Origin of the sequence: Jiella pacifica (assembly GCF_010500815.1) — a bacterium.
Classification (GTDB): Bacteria; Pseudomonadota; Alphaproteobacteria; order Rhizobiales; family Rhizobiaceae; genus Jiella; species Jiella pacifica.
Genome location: NZ_JAAAMG010000005.1, coordinates 151524 through 165964, shown reverse-complemented (window position 1 = coordinate 165964; position 14441 = coordinate 151524). Strand labels below are relative to the sequence as shown.

At 65.4% G+C, this 14441-nt stretch carries 14 protein-coding genes; 7 read left to right on the top strand and 7 right to left on the bottom strand.

Annotated features, from left to right (window positions below):
• The first annotated feature begins 8 nt into the window (after window positions 1–8).
• Window positions 9–665 carry a 5'-methylthioadenosine/S-adenosylhomocysteine nucleosidase gene (locus GTK09_RS08365; protein WP_163462658.1) on the top strand — a complete coding sequence of 219 codons (657 nt, stop codon included), beginning with the start codon at window positions 9–11 and terminating at the stop codon, window positions 663–665.
• Between the two features lie 102 nt (window positions 666–767).
• Here the strand turns inward: GTK09_RS08365 and ccoP are convergent, their stop codons facing one another.
• The 4 genes from ccoP to ccoN are packed head-to-tail and all read right to left on the bottom strand — an operon-like array spanning window position 768 to window position 4301.
• A complete protein-coding gene (gene ccoP / locus GTK09_RS08360; RefSeq protein WP_163462656.1) occupies window positions 768–1640 on the bottom strand; it encodes a cytochrome-c oxidase, cbb3-type subunit III in 873 nt (290 codons plus the stop codon).
• 3 nt (window positions 1641–1643) lie between these two features.
• Window positions 1644–1799, bottom strand: coding sequence for a cbb3-type cytochrome c oxidase subunit 3 (locus tag GTK09_RS08355; RefSeq protein ID WP_163462654.1), 156 nt, complete (start codon window positions 1797–1799; stop codon window positions 1644–1646).
• Window positions 1800–1810: 11 nt separating this feature from the next.
• Complete coding sequence (gene ccoO, locus GTK09_RS08350) at window positions 1811–2614, bottom strand: cytochrome-c oxidase, cbb3-type subunit II (RefSeq protein ID WP_163462652.1); 804 nt, start codon at window positions 2612–2614, stop codon at window positions 1811–1813.
• Between the two features lie 10 nt (window positions 2615–2624).
• Window positions 2625–4301 (bottom strand): cytochrome-c oxidase, cbb3-type subunit I, encoded by a 1677-nt coding sequence (gene ccoN, locus GTK09_RS08345; protein WP_163462650.1) that lies wholly within the window; start codon window positions 4299–4301, stop codon window positions 2625–2627.
• A gap of 177 nt (window positions 4302–4478) precedes the next feature.
• On the opposite strand from ccoN, the gene GTK09_RS08340 reads away from it, so the two are divergent.
• The 3 genes from GTK09_RS08340 (at window position 4479) to GTK09_RS08330 (ending at window position 9035) form a co-directional block, all read left to right on the top strand.
• On the top strand, window positions 4479–5171 hold the full coding sequence (locus GTK09_RS08340) for a hemerythrin domain-containing protein (protein ID WP_203560931.1): 693 nt from the start codon (window positions 4479–4481) through the stop codon (window positions 5169–5171).
• Window positions 5172–5175: 4 nt separating this feature from the next.
• Window positions 5176–6549, top strand: a complete 1374-nt coding sequence (gene hemN, locus GTK09_RS08335; protein ID WP_163462648.1) for an oxygen-independent coproporphyrinogen III oxidase — start codon at window positions 5176–5178, stop codon at window positions 6547–6549.
• A 488-nt stretch (window positions 6550–7037) separates the two neighbouring features.
• On the top strand, window positions 7038–9035 hold the full coding sequence (locus GTK09_RS08330) for a methyl-accepting chemotaxis protein (RefSeq protein ID WP_203560930.1): 1998 nt from the start codon (window positions 7038–7040) through the stop codon (window positions 9033–9035).
• Between the two features lie 40 nt (window positions 9036–9075).
• Here GTK09_RS08330 and GTK09_RS08325 read toward each other — a convergent pair whose 3' ends face one another.
• The 3 genes from GTK09_RS08325 to GTK09_RS08315 form a co-directional block, all read right to left on the bottom strand.
• Window positions 9076–9849 carry a Crp/Fnr family transcriptional regulator gene (locus GTK09_RS08325; RefSeq protein WP_163462644.1) on the bottom strand — a complete coding sequence of 258 codons (774 nt, stop codon included), beginning with the start codon at window positions 9847–9849 and terminating at the stop codon, window positions 9076–9078.
• Window positions 9850–10037: 188 nt separating this feature from the next.
• Window positions 10038–10679: a 3-oxo-tetronate 4-phosphate decarboxylase gene (otnC, locus tag GTK09_RS08320; protein WP_163462642.1), complete on the bottom strand. Its 642-nt coding sequence runs from the start codon at window positions 10677–10679 to the stop codon at window positions 10038–10040.
• The gene (locus GTK09_RS08315) at window positions 10676–11446 is read right to left on the bottom strand and encodes a FadR/GntR family transcriptional regulator (RefSeq protein ID WP_163462640.1); all 771 of its coding nucleotides are present in this window, start codon (window positions 11444–11446) and stop codon (window positions 10676–10678) included. The genes otnC and GTK09_RS08315 overlap by 4 nt, the downstream gene beginning before the upstream one ends.
• Before the next feature lie 146 nt (window positions 11447–11592).
• Here GTK09_RS08315 and GTK09_RS08310 point away from each other — a divergent pair, with 146 nt between their 5' ends.
• The 3 genes from GTK09_RS08310 (at window position 11593) to GTK09_RS08300 (ending at window position 14435) form a co-directional block, all read left to right on the top strand.
• Complete coding sequence (locus GTK09_RS08310; protein ID WP_163462638.1) at window positions 11593–12567, top strand: TRAP transporter substrate-binding protein; 975 nt, start codon at window positions 11593–11595, stop codon at window positions 12565–12567.
• Window positions 12568–12630: 63 nt separating this feature from the next.
• Window positions 12631–13146, top strand: a complete 516-nt coding sequence (locus GTK09_RS08305; RefSeq protein WP_312869720.1) for a TRAP transporter small permease — start codon at window positions 12631–12633, stop codon at window positions 13144–13146.
• Window positions 13143–14435: a TRAP transporter large permease gene (locus GTK09_RS08300; protein ID WP_163462637.1), complete on the top strand. Its 1293-nt coding sequence runs from the start codon at window positions 13143–13145 to the stop codon at window positions 14433–14435. The genes GTK09_RS08305 and GTK09_RS08300 overlap by 4 nt, the downstream gene beginning before the upstream one ends.
• Window positions 14436–14441 lie beyond the last annotated feature (6 nt).

Below are 14441 nucleotides of genomic sequence, written 5' to 3'. Positions count from 1 at the left end.
AGGCCGCCATGACCAATCCACCCGAAACCGACCATGCGATCGAAACCATCGGCGGTAGAAGCGTTCTCTTCGTCATGGCCGCCCATGCCGAATATGGCGAAAAGCTCAAAAGCCGCATCCGCCCGCTTATGACCGGCGTCGGGCCGATCGAGGCGGCACTCCACACCGGCGTTGCGCTGCAGCAACTGGAGACGCGAAGGGGGCGGCCCGATCTCGTCGTCTCGCTCGGCTCGGCCGGCTCGCGGAGGCTCGAACAGGGCGAGGTCTATCAGGTCGCCTCGGTGTCCTGGCGCGACATCGACGCCTCTCTCCTGGGATTTACGAAAGGCGTGACGCCCTTCCTCGATCATCCCGTCGAAACGCCGATGCCGACACCGATCGAAGGGGTTCCTGCCGCCCGCCTCTCGACGGGCGCCGACATCGTCTCGGGGCCGCGCTACGACGCGATCGACGCCGACATGGTCGACATGGAGACGTTCGCGGTGCTGAGGGCTTGCCAGCGCTTTGGTGTCCCGCTCGTCGGCCTGCGCGGCATATCGGACGGAGCCGCCGAGCTCCATCACTACGACGACTGGATGACCCTGCTGCACGTCATCGACGAAAAGCTCGCCGAGGCAATCGACCGGCTGGAGGCGGCGATGGAACGAGGCGCGACTTTCGTCTGATCAGCTTCCCAGTTCCTCGAAAGTGAAGAGATAATCAATGCGGGCCCCCGCCATCGCTGGCAGGGGCCCGCATCATGCGGTCGGCAGGTTCGCTGGTTCGTCCTACTGTCCGCCGCCGAGGCTGTGGACGTAGACCGTCAGCTCCTTCACCGTGGTTTCGCCGAGGCGCTCTTCCCAGGCGGGCATGACGCCGTGGCGGGGGGCGGTGACCTGCCGGACGATGTCGTCCTTCGTGCCGCCGAAGAGCCAGATCGCGTCGTTCAGCGCCGGGGCGCCGAGTTCCTTGACGCCTTCGCCGCTTTCGCCGTGGCAGGCGGCGCAGTTGTCGGCGAAGACAGCCTGGCCCTTGTCTGCGGCCGCCTTGTCGTCGGCATTGCCGGCGAAGGAGAGGACGTATTCGGCGACGTCGCCGATCTGCTCGCGGTCGAGGATGCCGTCGCGGCCGAAGGCCGGCATCTCCGAGATCCGCGTGTCGTCGTCGCTCGCAAAGCGGATGCCGTGCTGAAGCGTCGTGTGGATGGCGTCGAGCGAGCCGCCCCAGAGCCAGGCGTCGTCGTTGAGGTTCGGATAGCCCGGCCCGCCTTCCGCGCCCGAGCCGTGGCATTGGACGCAATTGACCTTGAAGGCCGCCCGGCCGCCGGCGATGGCGACGGTGCGAAGCTCGGGATCGGCATTGATCTCCTCGACGGAGAGCGAGGTGATCTGCTCGATCTGTCCGGCCCGTGCTGCGTTGGCGGTGGCAGTCTCTTCGGCGAGTTCGCCGCGGCTCGACCAGCCCAGCAGTCCGGAAGTGGCGGAATTTACCAGCGGCCAGGCGGGGTAGAGCACCGAATAGACGAGCGCGAAGGCGATCGTCGCGTAGAAGGTCCACAGCCACCAGCGCGGCAGAGGATTGTTGAGCTCCTTGATGCCGTCCCAGGAGTGGCCCGTGGTCTCGACACCGGTGATCTGATCGACGTCCTTGTGATCGGCCATGGCTCAATCGTCCTTGAGAGGGATGGCGGCGGCCTCGTCGGCCGCCCGGCGGGCACCGGGGCGCAGCACGAAGCCGACGACCCCGAGGAAGAAGAGGGCCATGGCGAGCAGCATCCAGCTATCCGCGAAGGCGCGCATGGTGTGGTAATCGAAGTCCATGTCGGGCCTCCTCAGCGCTGGTTTTCTTGCGGGTCGTAGACGGAGAAGTCGACCAGCGTGCCGAGCATCTGGAGATAGGCGACGAGGGCGTCCATCTCGGTCAGGCGCTGGGGATTGCCGTCGAAATTCGCCACCACGGCCTTGGGATAGCGGGCAAGCAGACCGGAGGTGTCGCCGTCCGGGTTCACCTGGGCCTTGAGATCGGCCGCGGCGTTCTCGACCATCGCATCGTCATAGGGCACGCCCACCGCCCTGTTCGCCGCCAGATGTCCGGCCGGATCCTTCATGTCGAGATCGGCATTCAGCAGGAAGCCGTAGGACGGCATGATCGATTCCGGCACGACCGAGCGCGGATCGGTGAGGTGCTGCACCTGCCATTCGTCGGAGTAGCGGCCGCCCACCCGGGCGAGATCCGGCCCGGTGCGCTTCGAGCCCCACTGGAACGGGTGATCGTACATCGATTCCGCCGCCAGCGAATAATGACCGTAGCGCTCGGTCTCGTCGCGGAACGGGCGGATCATCTGCGAGTGGCAGTTGTAGCAACCCTCGCGCAGGTAGATGTTGCGGCCGGCCAGTTCGAGCGGCGAGTAGGGCCGCATGCCTTCCACCTTCTCGATGGTACTCTCGATGTAGAAGAGCGGGGCGATCTCGACGATGCCGCCGATCGTCACCACCAGGAGCGACAGGACGAGGAGCAGCGTGGCGTTGCGCTCGATCTTGCCGTGATGGGCGAGGATGCCTCTGGCGACAGGGTCGGCCTTCAGCTCCGGCCGCGCCCCGTCGAGGGCGAGGTTTTCGTCTTTCTTGTCGGTCATCGGATTTTCCTCACTCCGCCGGCTGCAGGGTTTGGGTGCCCATCGGCACCTCCCGACGGAGGTCGCCGCGGATGGTCTTGTAGACGTTGAAGGCCATGATCAGTGCCCCGACCAGGAACATCGCCCCGCCCAGCATGCGCAGGACGTAGTAGGGATGCATGGCGGCGACGGTCTCGGCGAAGGAGTAGACGAGATATCCGTCTTCCCCGTATTCGCGCCACATCAGGCCCTGCATGATGCCCGAGACCCACATGACGGCCGCGTAGACGACGATGCCGAGGGTGGCGAGCCAGAAGTGCCAGTTGACGAGGCGGAGCGAGTAGAGCCGCTCACGGCCCCACAGCTTCGGCGTCAGATGATAGACCGCACCGAAGGAGATCATGCCGACCCAGCCGAGCGCGCCGGAATGGACGTGTCCGATGGTCCAGTCGGTGTAGTGCGAAAGCGAGTTCACCGACTTGATCGACATCATCGGGCCCTCGAAGGTCGACATGCCGTAGAAGGCGATGGAGATCACCATCATCCGCAGCACCGGATCGGTGCGAAGCTTGTCCCAGGCGCCCGACAGCGTCATCAGCCCGTTGATCATGCCGCCCCAGGAGGGCATCCACAGCATGATCGAGAAGACCATGCCCAGCGTCTGCGCCCAGTCGGGCAAAGCGGTGTAGTGGAGGTGATGGGGGCCGGCCCAGATGTAGAGGAAGATCAGCGCCCAGAAGTGGATGATCGACAGCCGGTAGGAATAGACCGGCCGGTTCGCCTGCTTGGGAACGAAGTAGTACATCATTCCGAGGAAGCCGGCGGTGAGGAAGAAGCCGACGGCATTGTGGCCGTACCACCACTGGGTCAGCGCATCCTGGACGCCGGAGAAGGCCGAGTAGCTCTTGGCGCCGAGGAAGGAGACCGGCAGCGACAGGTTGTTGACCACGTGCAGCATCGCGATGGTCACGATGAAGGCGAGGTAGAACCAGTTGGCGACGTAGATGTGCGGTTCCTTGCGCCTCACCAGCGTGCCGAGGAAGACCGCCAGATAGGCGACCCAGACGACGGTCAACCACAGATCGACGTACCATTCCGGCTCGGCATATTCCCGGCTTTCGGTGATGCCGAGGAGATAGCCGGTCGCCGCCATGACGATGAACAGCTGATAGCCCCAGAAGACGAACCAGGCGAGGTTGCCGCCCCACAGCCGTGCCCGGCAGGTGCGCTGGACGACGTAGAAGGAGGTGGCGATCAGCGCATTGCCACCAAAGGCGAAGACCACCGCCGACGTATGCAGCGGCCGCATGCGGCCGAAATTGAACCAGGGCTGGATGTTGAGATCCGGCCAGGCGAGCTGCGAGGCGATGACGACGCCGACGAGAAAGCCGACAATCCCCCAGAACACCGTCGCAATGACGCCGTAGCGGACGACATCGTCCATGTAGGCCACCGACGCGGTGGCCGCGCTCTGGCTTTGCGCCGCCAAGCCGCCCCTCGGCCCCGTCTGCGAGCCGTCCGCCCGCAACGGGATCATCTTGTCGCCGGAAAAATCGATCCGGCGCATCAGCACGATCGTCGCCAGCGCCAGCACGACGAACAGCACATAGGAGTGCGCTCTGAATGGCTCGTCAGCCGCGAAGCCGGCGCCGAGCAGCGCCAGGAACGCGGCGAGACCGACGAGCATGGTCTCGGTCGTATATTTCATCAAATTGCCACCCTCGCTCGAACCGGCGGCAAGCGGCGGCCGGAAGGGCCGGGCCGAACGCCGGGATCGGGAGTGCACTTGTCAGTTTCCGCAGGCGCGCGCCTTGACCTGGATCAAGGAAGTCCGGGCCTCGATCGGCGAGACAGATGCCATGATCAACGCCATCGGAGCAGCGCCATGACGTTCCAGCCCCGGTCCCAGTCGGAAGCCGAGTTTTCGGCCGAAGTTTCGTACCAAGGCGTCGCAAGCGCCGTCGTCGTCTTTCATCCCGCCGCAACCCGCGGCGAGTTGCCGCGGTCGGTGCCGAGCGTAGATGGCTTCGGCGCTGCGCCTTTGGGTGCGGGTTCTGGGGTCGCAGCGGCGCTGTCCCATCAGCTTGCGGCCCAGCGCCGGCTCTGCGATGCGCTGGAGGCGATCGCAGACGGCTTGCCGGACGATCTCGACGCCCAGCAGACGCTGCATGTCGCCCGCTCCATCGGACCGGGTATTCGTCGTGCGCACCGCTTCGAGGAAGACACCGTCTTTCCCGTTCTCAAGACGAGCCGCGACGCGTCCCCGGAACTCTCCGGGACGCTGCAGCGCCTGCATTTCGAGCATTGGGAGGACGAGAGCTTCGGCGACGAGCTGGCCGACAAGCTGATCGACTACGTCAGGACGCGGGCCGCGGCGAAGCACTGCAAGGCATCGCAGGCCGGCTTTCCACGACGCATGGGCTCTTTCGGTATCGTCGCCGCCGAGCCGGCGGGATCGTCGGCGAATCCGGCGGCCGAAGCGCTCGGCTACATGTTGCGCGGCTTCTTCGAAGGGCTCCGGCGGCACATCGCCTTCGAAGAGGAGCATCTCGTTCCACTTCTGGCGAAGATCGGGTGAGGCGATGACGGCCTTCCAGTCTCCGGTCGATCACCGCGCCGTGCTTGCCCGCTACGGCGCCGAGGTGCCGCGCTACACCAGCTATCCGACGGCGCCGCATTTTGCCGCAGGCACTGGCGGGGCTTTGTGGGACGAGCTTTGCGACGGGCTCGATCCCGAAGCGCCGGTCTCGGTCTATATGCACGTTCCGTTCTGCGACCGGCTGTGCTGGTTCTGCGGGTGCCACACCAAGCAGACCCGCCGCTACGATCCGGTCGAGGCCTATGTCGGCTCGGTCGTTGCGGAGATCGCCGCCTTTCGTCGCCGCCTTGGGTTTTCGCCGAAGCTCGGCGCCCTGCATCTCGGCGGCGGCTCGCCGAGCTTCCTCCGCCCGGACGACCTGAAGCGCCTGTCCGAGGCGCTGCACGCCGCCTTCGACTTTGCCGCGGATGCCGAGATCAGCGTCGAGATCGACCCGTCGGATGTGACGGACGAGACGCTGTCGGGCCTGCGCGCCCTGGAGGTGACCCGCGTTTCGATCGGCGTTCAGGATTTCGACCCGGCGGTGCAGGCGGCGATCAACCGGCCGCAGAGCTTCGAGCAGACGCGCGACGTCATCGCGGCGCTGCGCGCCTCCGGCCTCGTCTCGATCAACATCGACGTGCTCTACGGCTTGCCGCTGCAGACGCCGGAGCGGCTCGACGCGACCGTCGAACAGGTGATCGCGCTCCAGCCTGAGCGCGTGGCGCTGTTCGGCTACGCCCACGTGCCGCATGTGAAAAAGCACCAGACGATGATCCGGACCGAAGACCTGCCCGGATCAGAGGCGCGGTTCGCCGATGCCGCGCGCGCGGCATCGGCCTTTCGGAGCGCCGGCTACGAGGCGATCGGCATCGACCATTTCGCACTGCATGGCGACAAACTCGCCAAGGCGGCGCGCTCAGGCACGCTGCGCCGCAACTTCCAGGGCTACACCGCCGATCCCTGCGACACGCTGATCGGCTTCGGCGCCTCGGCGATCTCGCGCTTTGCCGGCGGCTATGTCCAGAACACCGTGCCGACCGGCCTCTATCAAGGCCGGATTGCGGCGAGCGAGCCGGCCGCCGAACGCGGCTACCGGCTGAGCCAGGACGACATGATCCGAAGCCATATGGTCGAGCGGCTGATGTGCGACTTCGCGCTGGATCTGGGGGCGCTGTCCGACCGCTTCGGCGTCGCGGCACAGCCTTATGTCCGCGAGGCCCTGCGGCTGGCGGCGATCGATCCGGACGGGCTTGTGGAGGTCACTGGCCGTCGCTTCGTCATCCGCCCCGAGGCGAGAAGCCTCGCCCGCACGGTCGCCTCCTGGTTCGACGCCCATCTTCGGAGCGGCGAGGCGCGTTACTCGAAGGCGGTGTGAGGTGTCACGAAGCGACACGCCGCGTTCGGTCCACTGAATCAGGCCAAGAAACCGCCAGTCCATGTTTCGCGCGACGAGCTCGAAATTCTCGCATCTTGCAAGTTAATGCGGGTCATTGGTAATTGGTTTTGCTTATGAATTTGATTTGCGGAGTTCGGAGAAAGTCTTCCTGCGCGTTAGCTGGAGATTAAGTGGGCGAGGGTACCACTTCGGCAAAGGCACGCCGCCGGGGCAGCCTTCGTCGATGAAAGTTCGTTCACGTGCGTCTCTCAGACCTCAAGATATCCCGCCGCATTGGTATCGTCGCGTCCATCTCGATCCTCGGGATGCTGGGTCTGGCCACGACCTTCGTCGTCGAGCGGGGCATTCGGTCGGCCTATGACGATGCGGCGGATCGAGCCGCGGAGACCGAACGGCTGATCGACCAGGTCGAGATTGCCTTCCTGGAGGAGCGGCGAAGCGAAAAGGACTTCTTTCTTCGCAAGGACATGGCCTTTGCCACCGCGCACGAGACCATCGCCGCGACGCTGAAGGCGGACCTTGCCTCCTTGGCGGACATGGTCGCAGAAACGGAGCGGCTGAGCCCGCTTTCGAGCGATGTCACGCGGATGAACTCGCTGTTTCAGGATTACCGCGGGCAATTCGGTGAGGCTGTCGAGGTGACCCAGGCATTGGGTCTCGACGAGACGAGCGGCTATCAGGGCGCGTTGCGGGCCGCCGTTCACTCGTTGGAAGAGACCCTGAACAAACTCGGCGATCCCGAGTTGCAGGTGATGATGCTCATGCTGCGCCGGCACGAGAAGGACTTCATGCTGCGCGGCGATCCCAAATACATCACCAGGCTGCAGGATCAGCTCTCCGAGCTTCGCGCGTTGCCCTCGCTTCGTTTCGGCATGCCGGCGTCCTACCGAACGGCGATGGACGACCTGCAAAGCTACGAGACGAGCTTCCTGGCGTTCACGCAGGCGACGATTGCCGCCGCGGATATCCGCAAGCAGCTCAGCGAGACGTTCAGCGAGATCGAGCCGTCGTTCGAGACCGTGAAGACGGCCGTCTCTCAAGCACGTGTCGATGCCAAGACGCAGAGCGCCTGGATTTCATCGCTTGCATTGAAGGCGATGATCGGTTCGGCCGTTTTCCTCGTCCTGCTCATCGCCACAATTCTGTTCGTCGTCGGCCGCTCCATCACGCTCCCCCTGGGCCTGACGGCCCTGGCGATGCGCAAATTCGCCGACGGCGATACCACTGCGGCGCTTCCCGACGCCGGCCGGAAGGATGAGATCGGCGACATGGTTCGTGCTCTCCAGGTCTTCCGCCAGGCCGAAGAGGACAAGCGCCGAATGGAAGCCGAGGCGTTGGAGGCAGGCCGCACCTCGGCCGAACAGCGGCGTCGAGCCGAGTTGGCGGCGACGGAAGAGGCGCGGCGGGAGTTCATCCGGAACGTTTCCCCGGCCTTTACGGCGCTCTCGAACGGCGATCTCACCGCTCGGATGGAACGGAGCCGGATGGTTGGATTCGAGGAAATCTGCGATCAGTTCAACGAGTCGATCCAGAGCCTGGAGGAGGTGATCGGCGCCGTCGTTTCGGCATCGGGCTCGATCCATGTCGGGCTCGACGAGATCAACACCGCCTCGAACGATCTGGCGCGGCGTACCGAGCAGCAGGCTGCGAGCCTGGAAGAAACGGTGGCGGCGCTCTCGGAGGTGACGAAAGGGGTGAATGGGACGGCCGACGGAGCCGCACGGGCTCAGGAGTCCGCCCTGCAGGCTCAACGCAATGCCGAGAAGGGCGGAAGCATCGTGGCCCAGGCCGTCAACGCGATGACCCAGATCGAGAAGTCATCGGACCAGATCGGTCAGATCATCACAATCATCGACGAGATCGCCTTCCAGACCAACCTCCTTGCCCTCAATGCGGGCGTCGAGGCGGCGCGCGCCGGCGAGGCCGGCAAGGGCTTCGCCGTGGTCGCACAGGAAGTGCGGGGACTCGCTCAGCGTTCCGCCGAAGCTGCCAAGGAGATCAAGGCGTTGATCTCTGCCTCGGGAGAGGAGGTCCACAGCGGTGTGCAACTGGTCACGGCCTCCGGCCAGTCGCTGAACGAAATCGTCGCCCAAGTCGCGGATATGTCGGCAATCGTTGCGCAGATCGCCAAGGGTACCCGCGAGCAAAGCACGAGCCTGAAGGAGGTCTCGGCCGCTGCAGACCAGATGGACAAGGTGACGCAACAGAACGCCGCAATGGTCGAAGAAGCGACGGCCGCCGCCCAGGCTCTGGGAAAAGAGACGGATCATCTCTCACAGCTCACGGGCCGCTTCAAAACGGCCACATCCCGGACAGCGGACGCGGATCGATCCGCAGCCCGTCCAGTCACTCGGCCCACGACGAGACGCGCGGCCCCGGCCGCTCAATCCGTCCCGCAACTCAAGGTCCTGGGAGCGGGCGGAGCTGCGCTGAAAGCAGACGCCAAGGAATGGGAAGAGTTCTGATCTGAAACGGAAAGCCCTGCATTCGGCTCTTGCCTCGTTTCTAGGCCGCATCCACCTCGCAGCGAGCTCTCAGCCGTTCCAGGTCGGGCACCGTCACCGTCCGGTTGTTCTCGACGACGATGACACCGGCCTTGCGCAACCTGGTGATCTGGCGGCTGACCGTCTCGATGGTGAGGCCGAGGAAATCGGCAATGTCGGCCCGCTTCAGCGGGATTTCGAAGCGGATCGGCCGATCGCCGCTTGGCGCCTCGGGATCGACGTTCTCGGCGATCATCAACAGGAAGCTCGCGACCTTTTCGGCCGCGGTCTTGCGGCCGAGGGCGAAGATCCACTCGCGCGCTTCGTCGAGTTCGTCGAGCGCCTGCTGATAGAGCCGGCGTTCGAGATCGGGCGAATGGGCGATCATCTCGTCCATTACCTGCTTGGGAAAACTGCAGAGCTTTACGTCGGTGGCCGCCTCGGCGGTCGTTTCGCTGAAGGAGCGGAACGGACGGCCGACGAAATCCGGCGCAAACTGCAGACCGACGATCTGCTGCCGTCCGTCCGCCATCAGCCGGGTGAGCTTCACGACGCCCGCGAGAATGTTGGAGTAGTGCCTGAAGTCCTCGCCGGAGGAGACGATTGCGCCATCGCCAGCCACCGTCTGTTTGACGGTGTGCCGGCTGAGCCGGGTCAGCTCTTGCGGCGTCAGCGCGCCGCAGATCCCGCGATGGCGCGCCTCGCAGGCGCGGCAGACCACCGGGACATCGGAATTGTGGACGTCGAGGCGCGGCTTCCCGGCTATCGCGTCCGCTGTCGGCAGATCGTTCCTCATGGCCACGCCAACCCGCATGACAGGCCGGCGTCTGTCAATTGGGAATCATACCTGTTCCCCACGCAAGGTTCGCCCGACGCTGTTCGGGCGCCGGCGCTTCGGCGGGGCCACGCTCGGCGTCGTGCCGTGGACACGGTACCCGTCGCCGGCCGCCGTGCCAGCGCCAGCTTGCCATTGCACCGCCGCGGTCAGTCGAGCGGATAGCGCTCGCGCAGTGCCCGAACCTGATCGGCGGTGAGCATGCGCGGCGATTCTCTCCTGAGGAGCATGGCAAGTTTCGCCGTTTCTTCCAGTTCCTCGGTGGCGAAGACGGCCGCGTCGAGATCCTTGCCGGCGACGACAGGGCCGTGATTGGCGAGGATGACTGCGGGGCGGGTGCCGCCGAGTTCGGCGACGGCCGCCCCCATCGCCGGATCGCCGGGCATGAAATAGGGAAGCAGCTTCACCCTTCCCAGGCGCATGACCGAATAGGCGGTGAGCGGCGGCAGGACGTCGTCTGGATCGACGTCCGGCAACATCGAATAGGCCACCGAATGGGTGGAATGCAGGTGGACGACCGCGCCCGTCGTGCCGCGCGTGCGGTAGAAGGCCTCGTGCAGCGGCATTTCCTTCGTCGGCTTGTCGCCCGATACGAATCGTCCGTCGGCGTCGAAGAGCGACAGCCGCGCCGGATCCAGATCGCCCATGGTCGAGCCCGTCGGCGTCACCAGAAGGCCGCCATCTGCCGTGCGCGCCGAGATGTTGCCCGACGAGCCGCAGGTCAGGCCGCGATCGAAGAGCGACTGCGCCATCCGGCAGATCTTTTCCCGCAGCCGGGTCTCGTCGCTCATCGTCTGTCCTCGTCGTGTCGCGGCACTGCGGTCGGGGCCGGCGGATAGACCCCGGCGAGCTGGGTGAGGTGGCGCGACATTTCTTCGCTGGCTTGCATCGGATCGCGCGCTTCGATCGCCGCGAAGATCCGCACATGGGCTTTGAAGGCGCGCTCGGTCTGACCGGGTGTCTGGAGGCTGGTATTGCGCACCTCCGTCAGCCATTCGCTGACTGCGGCGAAGAAGGCATCGATCATCGGGTTGCCGACGATCCGCGCGATCGCGGCGTGGAACTCGATGTCGGTGCGACCGAAGGCCTCGAGGTCGCCCATCGCGGCGCGATTGCGCTCGAGCGTCGCCTTCAGTTCGGCGACGGTCCTGTCGTCGGCCTGTTCCGCCGCGATGCGCGCCGTCCCGGTTTCCACGATGAGCCGGACCTGCATCAGCGAGCGCAGCCCGCCGGGCTGGGCCAGATGATAGGTCGCGGCCTGCGACAGCATGGACAGGAGAAAGTCCGGCTGCGGCGCCGAGACGCGCGCCCGCGTTCCCGGCCGTGTCGTCACCATGCCGCGGCTTTGCAGGGCGGCGATCGCCTCGCGCACCGTCAGCCGCGAGACACCGAACTCTTCCATCAGATCGCGCTCGGAGGGGAGGGGATCGTCGGTTCCGTAGACGCCCTCGCAGATCTCCGTCGCGAGTATTTCCACGAGCTCCTCGTGCATCCGTTTCGGCTTCAACAGGCGGCGGGCCCGCGTGGCGGGCGCTGCCGGACCGTCCGGATCTGTCATGTCCACCTATCCTGTCGCTTCGTTCGAGCACCCATTGACACGGCTACCAAGTTTACGCCAGAAAGTCACCATCTCATCTGAATGTCTGATGGTCGGACCAGTTGAGAATGGCCACGGGAGCGGCCATACCGAATCGGGAGGTTCTTATGAGAACGATGCTACGCGCCGCGCTGCTCGCGGCGGCCACCACCGTGTCGACGATGCCGGCATTCGCCGAGGACATCGCGATCGCGCTGCATGTCGAACCCAGCCACGAGATGTTTCAGGTCGGCGAGCGGCTGAAGAAGAACATCGAGGAGCAGTCGGGCGGGCGCTATACCGTGACGCTGCTCGGCACCGAGGTTGGCGGCGAGCGCGACCATCTGGAGGGGGCGAGCTTCGGCGAATACCAGATCGCTCTCGGGGGCTCGATGCCGATGACCCTCTATGCGCCGGAATATGCGGCGGCCGATCTGCCCTTCACTTTCGGTTCCAGCGAAGAGGCGCGGAAGGTGTATGAGGGCGAGATGGGCGAAGCCCTGCGGCAGAAGGTCATCGAGAGCGGCCATCTGCGGCTCGTCGGCCTGTCGGTGCGCAATCCGCGCAACCTGACCTCGAAGACGCCGGTCAAGACCCCTGCGGACGTCGAGGGCGTCCGCATGCGCGTCCCCGAGATCGCACCCTGGGTAGAGATCTGGACCGAGATCGGCGCACTGCCTTCGCCGATCGCCTGGCCGGAGGTCTACACCTCGCTCCAGACGGGCGTCATCGACATGCAGGAAAACCCCGTCGACTACATCTGGTCGGGCAAGCTCTTCGAAGTGCAGTCCTATGTGAACCGCACCGAGCACGTCTATTCCTTCTTCCACTGGCTGATGAACGAGGACTTCTATCAGGGCCTGCCGGAAGAGGATCGCACGATGATCCAGTCGGCGATCGACGAGGCGATCGTCTGGGGCGACGATCTCGTCACCGGCAACCAGGACAAGCTCTACGAGCAGCTCCAGGAAAAGGGCATGGAAGTGGTCGAGCCGGACGTCGCGGCCTTCCGCCAGAAGGCTGCGCCGGCCATCCGCCGCATCGCCGAGGGCTTCGCCCCTGAGGTCCGCGAATACGTGCTCTCGAAGCTCGGCGACGAGTGAGGCGAGAGCGGGAGCGCGCCCACCGCGCGCTCCCGCGACGGTTGGTCGGTCGGGAGGATCTTCGTGGAACGTCCATTGAACGAGGGGGCTGGAGCCTGGCGCGTCGCCGCCGTCTTCTGGTCTGCCGTCGAAACGGTCATGACCCTCGCCTTCATCGGCATGCTGGTCGTCATGTTCGTCCAAGTCGCGGCGCGATACGTCTTCGCGGTCGGCGTCCCCTGGACCGACGAGACCTCGCGCTTCCTGTTCATCGGCGAGATCTTTCTCGGCGCGGCGATCGCGCAGCGGGCCGGGGCGCAGATCCGCATCACCATCCTCCTCGACATGCTGCCGCGCTCTGCGCGCCGGGTATTCGACGTCATCGGCGACCTTTTGACCGTCGCCATCGCGGGCGCCCTCGTCTGGGGCGCCGTCGGGATGATGCAGCGGACCGGCAGCGTCAGCGCCAGCACCATCCCTGTGTCCTTCTCCACCCTTTATCTCATCCAGGCGATCGGGATCGCGATGCTGGTGCTGCTCGTCCTGCGCGACCTCGTCCTGACCCTTTTCGGCCGCTCCACACCGGAGAGCGCGGCATGACGATCTTCTTTGCCCTGTTCGGCACGCTGCTGCTGCTGCTCTTCGTCGGTGTTCCGGTCGGCTTCGCGATGATCGGCGCGTCGATCGCCGTCCTCGCCTCGAACCGAGGTCTCGGCTCGGTGCCCTACGAGATGGTGGCGCAGCGCACGCTTTACGGCGTCAACAGTTTCACCCTCCTCGCCATCCCGGCCTTCCTCCTGATCGGCCGTCTGATGAACACCTCGGGGATCTCGGACCGGGTCTTCGACATCGCCCGCTCGCTTGTGGGGCATCTGCGGGGCGGCCTCGGCCACGTCAACGTCCTGTCGAGCATGCTGTTCGCCGGCATGTCCGGCTCCGCCGTCGCCGATGCCGGCGGCCTCGGGCCGGTCCAGATGAAGGCGATGGAGAAGGACGGCTACGACCGGGGCTTCAGCGCCGCGGTCACCGCGAGTTCGGCGACCATCGGCCCGATCATCCCACCGAGCATTCCGGCCGTCATCTACGGCGCCCTGGCCAATGTCTCGATCGCCGCGGTGTTTCTCGGCTCGATCGTGCCCGGCGTCCTGATGGGCCTCGGTCTCATGGCCCTCGTCGCCTACATGTCTCACAAGCGCGGCTACCCCGTCGCTACGCGGGCTTCGATCCGCGACATCCTGCGGGCCTGCGGCCGCGGCTTCCTGCCGATCCTGACCCCGGTCATCATTATCGCCGGCATCCTGTCGGGGGTCTTCACGCCCACCGAGGCGTCCGCCATCGCCGTCGTCTACTGCGCGCTGATCGCCTTTTTCGTCTACCGGACGATCTCGCTGCGGGAGTTCTGGACAATCTGCCGCGAAACGGCGGTGGACACGGCGGCGCTGCTCGTCATCATTGCCGGCTCGGCCCTCTACGCCTGGGTGCTGGCGCGCTATCAGGTGACATCGCAGATCATCGACTTCCTGTCCGCCAACGTCGCGGACAAGTGGGTGCTGCTGCTGCTTCTCAACCTCTTCATCCTCCTCGTCGGCTGCTTCATCGACAGCGTGCCGGCCCTGTTCCTGCTGACGCCGATCCTGACGCCGCTGGTCGTGAGCTACGGCATCGACCCCGTCCATTTCGGCGTCGTCATGATCTTCAACCTGATGATCGGCCTCGTCACGCCACCGGTTGGAACCGTTCTGTTCACCGTTCAGAAGGTCGCCGACATCCCGTTCGGCAGCCTGGTGCGCGAGATCCTGCCCTTCTACATCCCGCTGTTCGGGATGCTGATCGCGATCACCTTCATTCCGTGGCTCGTCCTCGGTGTGCCGAACTGGCTGCTGAACTGACGGGCG